General features: G+C 52.5%; 8 protein-coding genes. 2 read left to right on the forward strand and 6 right to left on the reverse strand.

Features of this window, described 5'->3' with window-relative positions; genetic code table 11:
• Window positions 1-33 precede the first annotated feature (33 nt).
• From BMW93_RS15000 to BMW93_RS15020, 5 genes are all read right to left on the reverse strand, one after another.
• A complete protein-coding gene (locus BMW93_RS15000) occupies window positions 34-2,400 on the reverse strand; it encodes a glycosyl hydrolase family 95 catalytic domain-containing protein (RefSeq protein ID WP_090377463.1) in 2,367 nt (788 codons plus the stop codon).
• Window positions 2,401-2,480: 80 nt separating this feature from the next.
• Window positions 2,481-4,304 (reverse strand): right-handed parallel beta-helix repeat-containing protein, encoded by a 1,824-nt coding sequence (locus BMW93_RS15005; protein ID WP_090377465.1) that lies wholly within the window; start codon window positions 4,302-4,304, stop codon window positions 2,481-2,483.
• A 429-nt stretch (window positions 4,305-4,733) separates the two neighbouring features.
• A complete protein-coding gene (locus tag BMW93_RS15010) occupies window positions 4,734-5,627 on the reverse strand; it encodes a metallophosphoesterase (protein WP_090377468.1) in 894 nt (297 codons plus the stop codon).
• Window positions 5,628-5,650: 23 nt separating this feature from the next.
• On the reverse strand, window positions 5,651-7,468 hold the full coding sequence (locus BMW93_RS15015) for a RagB/SusD family nutrient uptake outer membrane protein (protein ID WP_090377470.1): 1,818 nt from the start codon (window positions 7,466-7,468) through the stop codon (window positions 5,651-5,653).
• A 21-nt stretch (window positions 7,469-7,489) separates the two neighbouring features.
• Window positions 7,490-10,786, reverse strand: coding sequence for a TonB-dependent receptor (locus BMW93_RS15020; protein ID WP_090377472.1), 3,297 nt, complete (start codon window positions 10,784-10,786; stop codon window positions 7,490-7,492).
• A gap of 202 nt (window positions 10,787-10,988) precedes the next feature.
• Between BMW93_RS15020 and BMW93_RS15025 the strand changes: the two genes are divergently transcribed.
• Window positions 10,989-11,606 carry a TetR family transcriptional regulator gene (locus BMW93_RS15025; protein WP_090377475.1) on the forward strand — a complete coding sequence of 206 codons (618 nt, stop codon included), beginning with the start codon at window positions 10,989-10,991 and terminating at the stop codon, window positions 11,604-11,606.
• Here the strand turns inward: BMW93_RS15025 and BMW93_RS15030 are convergent.
• Window positions 11,589-11,852, reverse strand: a complete 264-nt coding sequence (locus tag BMW93_RS15030) for a CBU_0592 family membrane protein (RefSeq protein WP_090377477.1) — start codon at window positions 11,850-11,852, stop codon at window positions 11,589-11,591. The two genes, BMW93_RS15025 and BMW93_RS15030, sit on opposite strands and share 18 nt — an antisense overlap.
• A gap of 324 nt (window positions 11,853-12,176) precedes the next feature.
• Between BMW93_RS15030 and BMW93_RS15035 the strand changes: the two genes are divergently transcribed.
• Window positions 12,177-14,507, forward strand: coding sequence for a S9 family peptidase (locus BMW93_RS15035; protein WP_090377480.1), 2,331 nt, complete (start codon window positions 12,177-12,179; stop codon window positions 14,505-14,507).
• Window positions 14,508-14,522 lie beyond the last annotated feature (15 nt).

Raw genomic sequence — 14,522 nt, forward strand, 5'->3', positions numbered from 1 at the left:
GTTACATCGCTACGCGATTGGCTGACGCCTATATCATTTAAAATCGGCTGCATTCCATGTCTTTGACTTGCCTGCGACGATTTCGGCGTTGACCGTTTTACTTCCGTATTTCAAAACCCGTTTCTGTGCATTAGGGGAAACCAGCGTCACGGATTTCAATTTTCCATTCTCCCAAATTTCGTCGACTGTCACATTACCGCGTGCTTTCAAACCTTTTACCGAACCGGTGGCCCAGGCGTCGGGTAATGCGGGCAACAATTCGATGACACCGGTTTGGGATTGGAGGAGCATTTCGGCTACACCGGCGGTGGAGCCCATGTTGCCGTCGAGCTGGAATGGCGGGTGGGCGCAGAGGAGGTTGGCGTACGAACCGCCGCCGTCGGCCATGTTGGTACCCTGGTCGGCTACGGGGCGGAGCACGCTTTTGAACAGTTTGTGCGCACGGTTACCATCCTGCAAGCGTGCCCAGAAGTTGACTTTCCAGGCCAGCGACCAACCGGTACCATCGTCACCGCGGGCATTGAGGCTCACGCGTGCGGCTTCGGCTTCGGCCGGGGTTTTGGTAAGGGAAATCTGCTTGCCCGGGTGCAACGCGTACAAGTGCGACACGTGACGGTGGTGGCTGGTGGAATCGTCGACATCCTCGCGCCATTCCTGCAACTGTTTCCAGCGGCCGATCTGCAAAGGCAATATCTTGTCGCGGGTAGCGCGGGCTTTCTGGGCGAAATCGGCGTCGATACCCAGCAAGGCCGCGGCTTCGGCGGTGTTGTTGAGCACGTCCCAGGCCATTTCATGGTCCATGGTAGCGCCGGTTGAAATGCCACCATGTTCCGGCGAGTACGATGGCGAGGAAACGAGGTGCCCTTTGCCATCATTGGTCAGGTAATCTATCCAGAACTCCGACGCCTCTTTCATGACCGGATAGGCCGTATTTTTCAGGAATGCCTTATCATTGGTAAATGCATAATGCTCCCACAAATGTTGGCAAAGCCATGCCGCACCACCGGGGAAAAAGCCCCACGGGAAATCCCAGCCCGGCGAAGTATAGCCATAAGCGTTCAGCATCGTGTTCACGATCCATCCTTTCGCATTAAAGAACTCCTTCGCCGCCAGACGGCCCGGTTCTACAATCGATTGCGTGAAATCTATCAGCGGCAAATGGCATTCCGAAAGGTTGGTCGCCTCGGCGGGCCAGTAGAGCATTTGTACATTGATATTCGTATGGTAGTCGTTCGCCCACGGCGGATTGGTGCTGTCGTTCCATTTGCCCTGCAAGCTCATAGGCATCGTGCCCGGGCGCGTCGAGGAAATCATCAGGTAGCGACCATATTGGAAATAAAGTTCTTCCAGACGGGTATCGGCCTGGCCCGCCGAGTATGCCTTCTGGCGCTGATCGGTGGGAATGGCTGGTGCGGTCGCATTGCCCAATGTCAGCGCGACGCGGTCGAACAGGCTGTGGTAATCCTTTTGTTGCTCGGCGAGCAATGCAGCGTATCCTTTCCCGGCGACTTTCGCCATGGTTGCGGCATTGACTTTCTTGAAGTCATTACCCTTATAATCAGGGAATTTCATCACATAATCCGTAGCGACAGTGTGGATCAGCACAATGGATTTGGCACCGGTCACCGTGAGTATGCCATTGCTGAACGTGGTTTTACCGTCGCTATCGATGCGGTAAACGGTTTCAAAAGCCTGGTGGTTGTCTTTCAAATGCCCGCCAAATGTGTATTGATTTTTGGTAAACTGCTCATAATCTTTGGCATGCGGCGTTTCAAAACGAATGGAATAGGTTTCCGGGGTCGAAGAAGTGAGCCTGTACACCATCACTTTGGAAGGATAATTGCCGAAATAGGCCCTTTCGAAATGCGTCCCGCCTGCATCATAGCTTACTTTGCCCAATGCATCCGAGATATTCAGCTCGCGGCGGTAGTTCTGCGCAGCGCCTTTGGAAGGCATTTTAATAAAAAGGTCGCCCACGGTTTGCTGCGCACCGAAATCGGAGGAAGGTGTATTTTCCCTTTTTTCATGGATAACGCCGGTCAGCTCCTTGTTGGCGAGCGCGTGCGCTTCCTTCATTTTGCCGGCGGCGAGGAGCTCGCGTACCTGCGGCAGATGTTTGTAGGCCTCTTTTTTTAAACCAAAATTATATTCTGCAATCGCTCCTTTGCCACCTGCCCAGAGGCTGCCTTCCGAAAACTGGATACGTTCTTCATCCGTTCCACCAAAAAACATGGCGCCCACGTGGCCATTACCGATCGGCAATGCCTGGGTCATCCATTCTTTGGCCGGCTGGTCGTACCAAAGCGATAAAGGAGCAGGTTTCGGTTGAGGATTCGGCTGCGCTTGCAGCGGACTGAATGCGGTGACAGAACAAATGAGTAGTCCGAGAAATCTTTTCATCACTGGGGTTTTGGCAAATAATGGTAAAATTAGAAGCCGTTTTTGAATTAAAAAATGGACATTCCGACAATCCAGGATCGCTATTCGATTGTCAGCTTCGGCGAACCGCTGGCTTTTATGCCGCTTTTCGGCATGTTTTCCAACCGTATATTCCTGCCCAGCACCTCCCCTTCCAGCTTCAACCCGGAAACCTCCACACCCGAGCAGCCATTGAACCACAGCATATTGTGGTTTTCCGACTGCGGGCGAAGTGCCGTCGTTCGGATAATCCTGTTGTTGCCAAAAAGCAATCCCTGCGTACTCTTGGCGTAAAGCACGGGGTAGTCAAAAGTTTTAAATGTATTTCCTTCAATCCGGATATTGAAATGGACGGGCTTTTTGATATCGGCCACCTTATTGGACGGGTTAATGGCGATTACCGCATTGCCAGGCCCACCTGCGTAAGCGCAATCGATAAACTCGTTGTTGCGGATCGTGACGTCCCGCACCGGGCCCGATTCATACCAGCCCTCCGCATCCGCCTCGATCAGCACGGCGCTCATACCGGTACGCAAAAAGGTATTGTTCTCGATCACGGCCTTGCGCGGGGTGGTGAGCAGCACGCCACGGGTGCGGGTGCGCGCAAAATGGTTACCGCGGATAAGCACCTCGGGCGTCCAGGTCATATTCTCGACGCAGTCGTGCGCTTCCAGCGCCGCCGGAACCGGTTTTTCAAAGGTTAACAGCACTTCCCGGTCATTCAACCGGTCCACTGTTTTGACCACCCCGTTCGCAAACCGCTCCATGGAAGCCGAATGCACAAATGCCACCGTATCCTGCGGGAAGAATGCATTGAAACCATAGCTCTGGCCATGCATAAACCTTACTTTGAGCGTATGAGCATCCGGCCTGCCGACGATGCGCAGGTTGGTCCCATGCACATTGATCGGGTCGTCGTGTGCGCCCGAGAACCGGCAATCCTCGACGGTAACCTTCCCCCGGCAGCCCGAAAAGTGCATAAAATCGGCCGATGAGGCGATAATACGGCCCGTTTCCGGTCGAGGCGCGCAGGTGACGCGCCGCATGGTGATGTTTTCGGAATACTGGCTCACAATCCCCAGGCCGTGCATATAATGCATACCCACGTCTTCGAGCGTCACATTTTTGCTTTCGCGGATATGCACGCCTACCTGGTCGCGGATGATGTCGCGGACGGTGAGAAGGTTTCCGGATTTGGGTGTCAGATTGGTTTTCAAGCGCACCCTCCCAGGGTATATTTCCGTTGCCTGTGCATTCGCATAGGGCTTCCAGTCGACGTAATGCATGGTTTTCAAAGTTGTATCCAATTCCACAGCATGGAAATGCGTCGATTTCCAGCCTTCTCCAAACCATTCCAGTTTGCCATCGCGGATTGCGTAGCGTGCGTCACGGTGAATATCAAGCTCCACCTCTCCGCCGGAAACCTTCGCATACCGCATTTCGGACATCGTCGGCCGTTCGAAATCGACGTGGATATTTTGCAGCTTCACATTTTCGCAATGTTCCAGCACGATCGTCGTCATTTTCCCGTGAAAGACAAACAACGCGCCGTTACCGTCGACCGTCAGGTTCCTGGCATTGCGGAAAAGCATCCCGATCGTACGGATTTTGAGTGAATCCTCCTCTTCGGTCGAAGTATTTGAAATGAAATACTTTGCACGAATTGCGCCGTCCGGCCAGAAATCGTACCGGCCTTTCGGGAAAGTCAGGTTGGTCTTCCCGCTCCGGACCGCGTCGTCGATCACTTTTTGAATGCGGGCAGTGACGTTTTCGTAGGTGTCGGGGTGAATGCCCGCGTCGGCCACGGAGACGGTCTGGGCATGAGAATGGCTGAATAATAAGAATGCGCAGAATAGCGCGGCGTAAAGGCGGTAAGGGAATGGCATTGAAGCGTGGTCAGGAATGGTCAGGGGTTGTTAGCGGCATGCAAATTAGGGCAAAATCGGGGATTTTGGGTTTGGTAAATGGTAAAATGTGTGACTGTTTTGGTTGTTGCGGGTTGTTGCGGTCAGAGACCGCGTGACGCTCGGACGTAGTCTGAGGCTACGCCCAACTTGCGGAGGTAAATCGCGTAGCGATGTAATATTGGTAGCACCCCAACGGAATGATGTATTTTAAAAATGCCGTCAGGCATGTAACAACAATGCGCTGTTGTTACATGCTTGACGGCATTTTTGACGCGATCAGGCGATTCTTTTTGCTACCAATATTACATGCCTGAGGCATTTCTCGCCCTTCAATAAAAATGACCAGGCGTGACCAAACCTGACTACTTCTGACTACACCTGACCAATCTTCACAACCTGATTAACACCTTAATACCGGTGTGGAAAATACGTATTCACCACCCTACCATCCGCAAATAGTTCCAGCATCGCGAAACCCGGCGGCGTCTCCTGGTAGTAATACGGCGCGACGGATTCGGCGTCGCCTTTGCCCCACCAGAAACCGCTCATCGCGCCGTTGCAGCAGTACTGAACGCCGTTGTATTCGGTATGGTCCTGCAAATGCTGGTGCCCGCTGAGGCAGATGCGCACCTTGTCGCGGTGCTTATAGAACAGGTTTTTCAGCTTTTTGTAATCGGAATGCCCTCCCCCGCCCGCGAGCATGGGCGTAGCGCCCAGGATCGGGTAATGCGACATCAGCAACACGAACGTACCCGGCGCTAGTTTCGCGAGATCGGCTTCCAGCCATTGGTACTGCTCCTCGTCGAGCGAAACATGCTCGTTGTTGCCGTCGAGGATCACGAAATGCCAGTTCTTTTGGGTAAAACTGTAATAGCGGCCCGGTGTTCTGAGCCTTTTGACCACATAATTCTTACCATACATTTCATCTTCTTTCGAAGGCGCCGCCCACCAGGGATCGTGGTTGCCGATGCAGCTGTGGATTTCGTAGTCTTTCAGGCTGGCCGTGCATTCGTCCCATAACTTCCAGTAACCCAGCATGGTTTCGCGGGTAACATCCTTATAATCTGCGGCATGGATGGAGTCGCCGCCATTCAGGAAGAAATCGGGCTTATGTTTCAAAACATCGGCCAGGCATTGTTTGAAACGGTTGGGCGCGTCGTCGCCTTCGCGGATGTGCACGTCGGTAATATGTGCGATTTTCAGTACCGGCTTATCGGCAACAAGCCCGGCATTGGTCGCCGGGCCTGTCATCGAAGCAGCCGTGAGCAATCCGGTATTCCGGATCCAGGAACGTCTGTTCATTGTATTTGTATTCAAATTTTAAATTAATTCCACCCAAAAACCTGCTTCAAGTTGGGGTTCAGCAGCATTTCTTTCTGAGGGATAGGTCGGTAATAATATTTCGGGTCTTCGAATTTGCGGACGGCCGTTTCGGTTACCATGGTGCCACCGGCATTGCCGTTTTTGAGGTACACAGTCACGTCGTCGCCGATGGCGCCTGCACGGTAATAGATCAACACGACACCGAGGCTGTTCTTTTCCTTGTTCTTTTCGTCAGGTATCGTTTTGGATTTATCGATCAGGATAATGTCCTCCACGCCGTCACCGGTAAGATCATATTTGCCCAAACCGGGGAAATAGGCGCCTTCCGGAATGGCCGTCAGCAACTTACCCGCCTGCCAGCGCATGACGTCGTTAAACCGCTGGTTTTCGAATGCAAACTCCACTCTCCGCTCACGACGGATTTCGAAGATCACACCACGATTGGCTCCGGTCACGTTCGGGTATTTTTGCGCCATGGAGGGATCGGGACTGGCATTTGCCGCGGTGAGCGTCAAATCGGGCATACCCACCCGCTTCCGCAGCAGGTTCACCGTTTTATCAAGATCATCCTGAGTAAGCGTTCCCAGTTCCGCCTTGGCTTCGGCATTGGTCAGAAGAACCTCCGCATAACGGTATACCGGCACATCCACGCTGTACATGGTCGCGTTGTCGGTTGAATTAACATAACCCTTCAATTGATGATAACCCGTAAAGTTCTTGTTCAGGCGCAGAATATAAGGCGTGGGGTCACCGGCGCGTACCCAACCCGGATACACGAGCGTCTGCGCGAGACGAGGGTCGCGGTTCTGAAATTCTTTCACAAAACCAAACTGCTGATAACCCTGAACGTCCGTAAAACGCGAGCCGTCCTTCATCAGGTACGTTTGCACGAGGTCACGCGAGGGTGCCTGCTCGTAGTCGCCAAATACCGTGCTGTTCACATTCTGGCCACGGTCTTTGGACTGATCAAACGCATTGAACAGAATCATTTCCGTATTGCCTGTCAGATCCGTGCTGTTGAACAACGCCGCGTAATCCGCATTCGGTTTACCCGTGTTGTAGATTTTAAATCCGCCGGAAGTCATGATCTCCGCCGATACAGTTACCGCGGTTTCAAGAAATTTGTTGGCAGTCGCCTGCAAATTGAGCTCGGGATGATATTTGCGATAGGTTCCTTCATAGAGGGCAGTACGGGCATACTGCGCCATGATAGCCCATCTGTCGGGCGTCCCGGTCGACACAGGCGAATTTTCCAATTGTGCTTTACCCAATTTTACATTGGCCGCAGCATAGGCCAGATCAGCCATCACGCTATCCATCACCACAGCCCTTGAATCCTGCGTTTTGTACAACTCCGCGTCACCCGGGTTAATTGTTTTGGAAAACCAGGGCACATCGGAAAAACGTGCGACTTTATCGAGGTAAAACCTAGCACGGTAGTAACGTGCCAGACCTGCGTAATGCGCTTTCAGGTCGGCCGCGGCAACGGCCTTCCCGTAGTTATCGAGGAAATAATTAATATTCCGCAAACGACTCCAATCCCAGCCGCCGGTAATAGTTTGGGAGCTCGGCGAGCCGGTCATAACCACCTTCATTTCCACGGCGCCGGTCGTGGCGGCGTTGTCGGTGCTCTGGTCGCTGAGGTAGGTGCCATTCATATCGGGCAAGCTCAGCAGACCATTGACGTACAATGCGAGGTCTCCGTCGGTATTAAAGAATGCTTCCGGCGAAATGGATGTTTGCGGTAGCTTTTCCAGAAAATCGTCGTTGCAGGCGGTCGCACCGGTCAGCAACGCGAGTAGTAATATATGCTTTTTCATTTCAGGCTGATGGGATTAAAATCAAAACTCGACATTGACACCGAATGCAAACTTCCGCTGGAACGGGTATGAAAAACCTTTCGAGCTATCGAACGTACTGCTGCTGCTAATTACCTCCGGATCGAAATACTTTTTGAGTTGTGAGAATTCGAAAAGGTTCTCTCCGCTCGCAAACACGCGTACCCGGCTGATCTTGTGCTTTTGAAGCAACGAAGAAGGCAGCGAATAACCGATCGTAATGTTCTTGATCCGCAGGTAAGCCGCACTCAGCAAATACTTGGTTTGCGGAATGTCAAGACCAGACCCGTAGTTATTATCCGCAAGCCATGATTGCAGTACAGGGAAATTAGCATCGGTATTCGCATCTGCCAGCCCGGCTGCGATGTATGACTGTGAATGCTTCGCGCGTTGCAGGTCCGAATCCGCTTGCCCGCGATAGTAATCCAGGTTCCAGGGGTACACGTTCCCATAAGGCTGCTGGTAAGGCCCCCAATAGAGGTAATGCTGCGGATAGTAGTCGCCTTTCAGCACACCTTGGAGCACGGCCGAGAAATCGAAGCCGTTCCAGTCGGCATTGAGGTTGAAACCGATGCGGTAACGAGGGGTCGTATTTCCGATAACGGAAAGGTCTTTTGGATCCTTTTTGCTAAGGCCCTGCGTAATGCGGCCGTCGCCGTCCAGGTCCTTGTACTTAGGCCAGCCCGGCACGATCGAGAGCGCGCCCCAGGGGATAATGTCCGTTTCGTCGAGTTTCGCGATTTCGTCCGCATTTTTGAAAAGGCCGTCACTGGTAAGCCCCCAGATTTCTCCCACGTCCTGTCCCTTGCGGTAAGTCGAGAAAAGCTCCTGATCGTTTTTGAACCGGGTGATCTGCGCGCGCGAGTCGGAAAGGATCAACTTGGCGCTCAGCGACAGCGGCTTACCGCCTACATTATAAGAGTCGTTATAGTTCAGTGTCAATTCAAGGCCTTTTGTACGCAAATCGGCAACGTTCTGTTTGGGCACCGTGGTACCAAGCACGCCCGGCAACTCCTCCCCTGGCGAGATCATTCCTTTCGTGTCGCGGATGTAATAGTCGAACCCGAGCGTCACGCGGTCTTTCAGTACACCCAGGTCTGCACCGAAGTTCAGCGTCGAAACACGTTCCCAGGTGTAGTTCGAGGGATCTACATACAGTGATGGCGAGCTGGTCATGACCGTTTGCTTGTTGCCTCCGATCAGATAGCTCGAAAGTCCGGCCGGTATCACCTGGCGATAGCTGTAATAGCCCACATTCTGGTTACCAAGGTCACCGTACGAAGCGCGGAATTTAAGTGTTGGAAAAAAAGGCAGTGCCTCTTTCACGAACGACTCGGAGCTGGCGATCCACGCTGCGGATACCGACGGGAAGAAACCCCAGCGGTTGCTTTTCGGAAAGCGTGAAGACCCGTCGTAGCGCCCGTTCGCTTCGATGATGTAACGTTCGTTGAATGTGTAATTGACCCTGCCGAAAAAGCTGCGGGTTGCATAGCTGCTGTCTGCCCCGTAGGCAAAAGAATTACCGCTCGTCAGGTTGATATAGGGCAGGGACGGTGAAATCACACCGAATTTTTGCGCTTTTGTCGTCGTGTAGCTATAATTTTCCTGGTTATAGCCCGCCAGTAACTTTATGCCGTGCCTGCCAAGTGTTTTGGTATAATTGGCAAACAAATCCATCACATTATTCGCAAGGGTGGCGTTAGTCTCGTAAATACCATTGACGCCATCCAGCGTACTGACCTCTGTGCGAACATCATTCGGACCATAGCCAATGCGGTAGTTGCGGATATCACGCTTGGTATTCCACTGCTCCCGCTTGAAGCTCGCGGACCCGGTAATCTGCAAATCACCATTCAGTGTAGTCACAATACCGCGGAGAATGTTCTGAAATCCGAACATATCCTGTTTCTGATTACCGCCGTCGGTGAGACGCGCCGCAAGACGGCCCGCCGCCGTATTCGCCCAGGTACCATCTGGGTTTACCGCCACTTGCGTAGGTTGAAGGGTATAAATGTCGTTGATACCGGCCGTAGGCATTGCGCGTTCCGTGCGGTAAATCGACAGGTTATTGTCCAGTTTCAGCCATTTCAAAGGCGAGAAGTCGAGCCTTGCGCGGGAAGAATACCGGTTCCAGTAATCGTCCGTCAATTTATTCAGACCGCCCTCGCGGTTGTAATCCGCCGAAATATAATAGCCGACAGTACGTTCGTTGGCCGTCTTGGCGCTTCCCGTGAATGCCAGGCTATGATTTTGAGAAAAACTTCTCTTGGTAAAAAAGTAGTCGTACCAGTTGTTGCTGCCCATATAGGCCCATTTGGTAGGGTCGGACGGGTCTAAACGCGTGTCGGGCGTTGACGGATTATCCGAGCGCTCCTTGGCCCAGGCATAATACTCGTCGGAATAATTGACATAATCCCAGGGCGTATTGTCCGTGGACGTTTCAAGTACGCGCGAGAAAATATACGGGTCCGTCACCGGCTTGGGCAGCACCGTCGGCTGGCCCCAGGAGAAGAAGTTGTTATAAGTAATGGATTGCTTGCCTCTCCCGCCTTGCTTGGTGGTGATCAATACCACCCCGAATGCCGCCCGGGCGCCGTAAATAGCCGCCGAAGCCGCGTCGCGCAGGACCGAAAAGGTGGCAATATCGGAAGGGTTCAACCGGAGCAGGTCCTGGCTACTGGCCGCGGCAATGCCGTCGATCACAAACAGGGGCTCACCGCCGTTAATGGACGTAAAACCACGAATGTTGAAATTCGGCACGGTTCCGGGCGAACCGCTCTGGTAGGTAATGTTCAGCCCCGGGCTCACACCCTGCAAGCCCTGCATCACGTTCGCGACGGGCCGCGCTTCGAACTGCTTGCCCGAAATCTGGTCCACGGCGCCTGTGATGTTCACCTTTTTTTCCACGCCGTAGCCGATCACGACCACTTCTTCGAGGTTGCCGAGGTCGGCCTGCAAGGTGACGAGTATCTCGCTCCGCCCTTTGACCAGCTCTTCCTGCGTTTTGTATCCAATGTAAGAAAACACCAGAATGTCGGTGGAAGCAACACCATCGAGGTTATACTGGCCCTTCTGATCCGTAATGGTGCCTTTCTGGGTGCCTTTGATCACCACATTCACACCCGGCAGCAGGTCCTTGCCGTCGGTTACCGATCCGGTGATATTGCCACGGCCCGCATTACCGGCATTGAGGGTCACTTGTGCGAACGCAGGCGCGATAAAGCCAAGCGCAAAAATCACAACCGTTTGCAGGCTTCGCAGCAGCCTGGCGTAGTAGGGTCTGGGTACACTTTTCATCATAAGTAAAAGTTTAAGGTTAGCCACTTTTGGGGCATTTTGAGAATGCAAATGTCCTAATCAAAAGTTACGCTAATATTAAAAAATAGTTACCTGATTGTGATGATAAATTGAATGAATGTTCAATTAATTTTTAAGTAGATAACAAACTTCCGGTTTCCGTAAAAAGCCGTATATTGCCTATCCGTTACACTCCGAACCGCCCATGGGAAGAAAGAGCCTCAAAGAAGCCCGCAAGAAGGAAATCATTAAAGTGTTTTATAGCCTGGCCAAGAAGAACGGCCTGGAAAATACGTCTATCGCCAAAATCGCGGCGAAAATGGAGATCAACCCCAGCCTCATTATCCATTATTTCCAGACGCGCGAAGACCTGGTGTACGGGCTGGTGGATTACATTCTCGACAAATACAAGCTTATATATAAGGTAAGCGCCACCCATTCGAAGGATTCGAGAAAGGCCCTGCTCGAAATCATCGGCAATATCTTTTCCAAAAAATGGAACGCGCTCTTCGACGACGGCCTGTTCTACGGCTGCTATGCCATGACATTCCACGACGCCAAGGTGCGCGACCTTTACAAAAAACTACTGGATTCGCTCCGGCAAATGCTGATCGGGCATATCGAGCAATGCCGCGAAGACGGTGTGCTGGACGTGGACGATGTGGAAACCGTTGCGGACAACATCTTCGTCCTCATCGACGGCGCCTATTTTTACCTCAGCCTCGTGACCGACAAGGAAGAATACGAGCAGCGACTGGCTAAGTACCGGCAGCAGGCGTTGTCCATTTTGCATTTAAAGGAACTCTCAGAGGTTGCGGGATGAATTCCGCACCATTCTGCGGACCACGGCCCCTATCCCGATCATCAGCCAGATCACATTAACGGCGACGTTCGGCTTGTCGCCGTATTCAAGGGAGTACACGATGAGGCTCGCGGCACCCAGCATATTCAGGATGTGAAACGGGTAGCCGTTCGGTTTGAGCACGCCGAGCGTGAGCAGCAGGTAGGCCAGCACATACGCGACTACGCCCAGCCAGCCCAATGTTTCCAGTAATAGTGCGGTATTCATAGGTACATTTTTACTTCACAATATTAGTCGCGGGCGCTTTCACCGCCAAATGGCGCCAACCGGGGCCAAACAAGCCATTATTCGCTGTTTTTAGAGATTAGCCAAATAAAATCACCCAAATTCACAGATTTGCGGAATTTCGGAGACAAATAAGTTAATATCGGTAAAAAAGCCGCTAATTCACATCAAGTTTTTGGTTTTCCGACCTGCTAATTTTACAAATAGATAATTTTCTAAACCGACCGCCGGAAAGGTCTATTTACCGCAACTGTCTGTACACCAGGCAGCCAGGATGATATTGCCCTTACATTCATCAAAGCAGCTATGAAAATCCCTAACCCAAGCATTTGCAAGAAACTTTACCTGCACACGATCAGCGCATTATGCCTGGCTACGCCACTGATGGCACAAAAATCGCTGCCCGCTTACCAGCCCAGCCCGACCGAGCTTTCGGCTTCGTATAAGCGCATGACGCTGATGGATTCGCTCACCAAAGGCAGCGTGCTGAAAGCCCAGGTTCAACCCAACTGGCTCGCCGACGGACAGTCGTTCTGGTACAGAAATGTATTAAAGGATAGTTTGACTGAATATCTGATCATAAAACCCGGCGAGAATAAAAGGACACCCGCTTTCGAGAATGCAAAAGTCGCTGCGGCGCTTTCGAAGGCTTATGATTCGACTTTCTCGGCCACGAAGCTCTGGATCAGCGACATCCATTTTGAACCTGAAAAACACAGCATTATCCTGCAAAGCAAAGGGAAATGGTTCGCCTACGATACCGAAACAGGCACGGCGCAGAAAATCGCCAAACCCGATTTACCTAAGCCCAAAGAAACAGGCTGGACAAAACAGCTCAGCCGCTGGGGCCGTTTCCGCGCAGACAGCGTTTCGCCCGACAAACAAACGAAGGCATTTGTCCGCAATGGCAATATTTATTTAAGCAAAAAAGAAGACAAAAACGGCAAACAACTGACCTACGACGGCAACCCGCTGAAACCATACGGAGAGCTCAGCTGGTCGCCAGACGGCCGGTACCTGGTGTGCTACCGCATCGATCACCGTGACGAGCGGCAGGTCAGCATTATCTTTTCTTCATTACCTAATACCACCCGTGGCGAGGTCAAAACGCGGGGTTACGCACAGCCGGGCGACGAGTTTACGAGCTACGAAATGCATGTGATCGATGTGCAAACCGGCAAATCGGTGCAGGTACAATCGGAAGTGATCGACTTTTTCAATGCGCCCGTGATACGCTGGCGCAAGGGCGACGCGACACATTTTACTTACGAAAAGGTAGACCGGGGCCACCAGCGTTTCCGGGTGATCGAAGTGGACGCGACCAGTGGCGCCACCAGGCACATTATCGACGAACAGACCACTACATTCATTTACCAAAACATGATTTACACGCATTACCAGCCTGACAATCACGAAATTATCTGGGTTTCGGAAAAAGACGGCTGGCGGCATATTTACCTCGTGGACGAGCAAACCGGGAAGATCAAAAACCAGGTTACCAAAGGCGAATGGGTGGTGCGCGACATCGACAGCGTCGACACGCAAAAACGCGAAGTGTGGTTCAGGGCGAGCGGGATGAATGCAAACGAGGACCCTTATCATATTCATTACTACCGCATTAAGTTCGACGGCACCGGCCTCGTCAAACTGACCGATCACGCGAAAGCGACACACCAGCTGACTTTTTCGCCCGACCGGACTTACTATGTCGATACCTACTCGACCATGACCAGCGCGCCGGTTTCGGAGCTCCGCAAAACCGTCGACGCCTCGCTGGTGATGAAGCTCGAAACCGCCGATATTTCCCCCTATTTAGCATTGGGTTTCAAACTTCCGGAGATATTCAAGGCCAAAGGCCGCGACGGAAAGACCGACATCTGGGGCATCGTGTACCGCCCGAGTAATTTCGACCCGAAAAAGAAATACCCGATCATTGAAAACATTTATGCCGGTCCGCAGGACTCGTTCGTGCCGAAAGCATTCCGGCATTATGGTGAGATGCAAAGCATGGCCGAACTGGGCTTCATTGTGGTGCAAATGGATGGAATGGGCACCTACAACCGCTCCAAGGCATTTCACGACGTGTGCTGGCAAAACCTGGCCGACGCCGGTTTTCCCGACCGCATTGCGTGGATGAAAGCCCTGGCCGAAAAATATCCCCAGGTGGATTCGACGCGCGTAGGCGTGTACGGGACCTCCGCCGGCGGGCAGAACTCGCTGGGTGCATTGCTCTTCCACCCGGGCTTTTACGACGCGGCGGTTTCGGCATGCGGCTGCCACGACAACCGCGTCGATAAGCAATGGTGGAATGAGCAATGGATGGGTTACCCGGTAGGCAAGCATTACGACGAGCAATCCAATGTGACGAATGCGGCCAAATTGCAGGGAGATTTGCTCCTGATCGTCGGCGAGGTGGATACCAACGTGCCGCCCGAAAGCACCTATCGTGTAGCCGACGCATTGATCAAAGCCAATAAGGAATTCGACCTGCTCGTAATTCCCGGCATGGGCCACAGCGACGGCGGCATTTACGGGCGCCGCAAGAAAAGAGACTTTTTTGTACAAAAACTTTTAGGTGTAAATCCTCCGAACAGAAACAAGGTATCGGCATCCGTGCCGCAGGCACTAGGAAAATAAAAAGATCCCATTGCC

It is taken from the genome of Dyadobacter sp. SG02, from assembly GCF_900109045.1.
GTDB lineage: Bacteria > Bacteroidota > Bacteroidia > Cytophagales > Spirosomataceae > Dyadobacter.

What these genes read in the sequence shown, in the direction of transcription:
- BMW93_RS15000 (WP_090377463.1), bottom strand. Translation starts at nt 2,400, where the DNA reads ATGAAAAGATTTCTCGGACTACTCATTTGTTCTGTCACCGCATTCAGT.
- BMW93_RS15005 (WP_090377465.1), bottom strand. Translation starts at nt 4,304, where the DNA reads ATGCCATTCCCTTACCGCCTTTACGCCGCGCTATTCTGCGCATTCTTA.
- BMW93_RS15010 (WP_090377468.1), bottom strand. Translation starts at nt 5,627, where the DNA reads ATGAACAGACGTTCCTGGATCCGGAATACCGGATTGCTCACGGCTGCT.
- BMW93_RS15015 (WP_090377470.1), bottom strand. Translation starts at nt 7,468, where the DNA reads ATGAAAAAGCATATATTACTACTCGCGTTGCTGACCGGTGCGACCGCC.
- BMW93_RS15020 (WP_090377472.1), bottom strand. Translation starts at nt 10,786, where the DNA reads ATGATGAAAAGTGTACCCAGACCCTACTACGCCAGGCTGCTGCGAAGC.
- BMW93_RS15025 (WP_090377475.1), top strand. Translation starts at nt 10,989, where the DNA reads ATGGGAAGAAAGAGCCTCAAAGAAGCCCGCAAGAAGGAAATCATTAAA.
- BMW93_RS15030 (WP_090377477.1), bottom strand. Translation starts at nt 11,852, where the DNA reads ATGAATACCGCACTATTACTGGAAACATTGGGCTGGCTGGGCGTAGTC.
- BMW93_RS15035 (WP_090377480.1), top strand. Translation starts at nt 12,177, where the DNA reads ATGAAAATCCCTAACCCAAGCATTTGCAAGAAACTTTACCTGCACACG.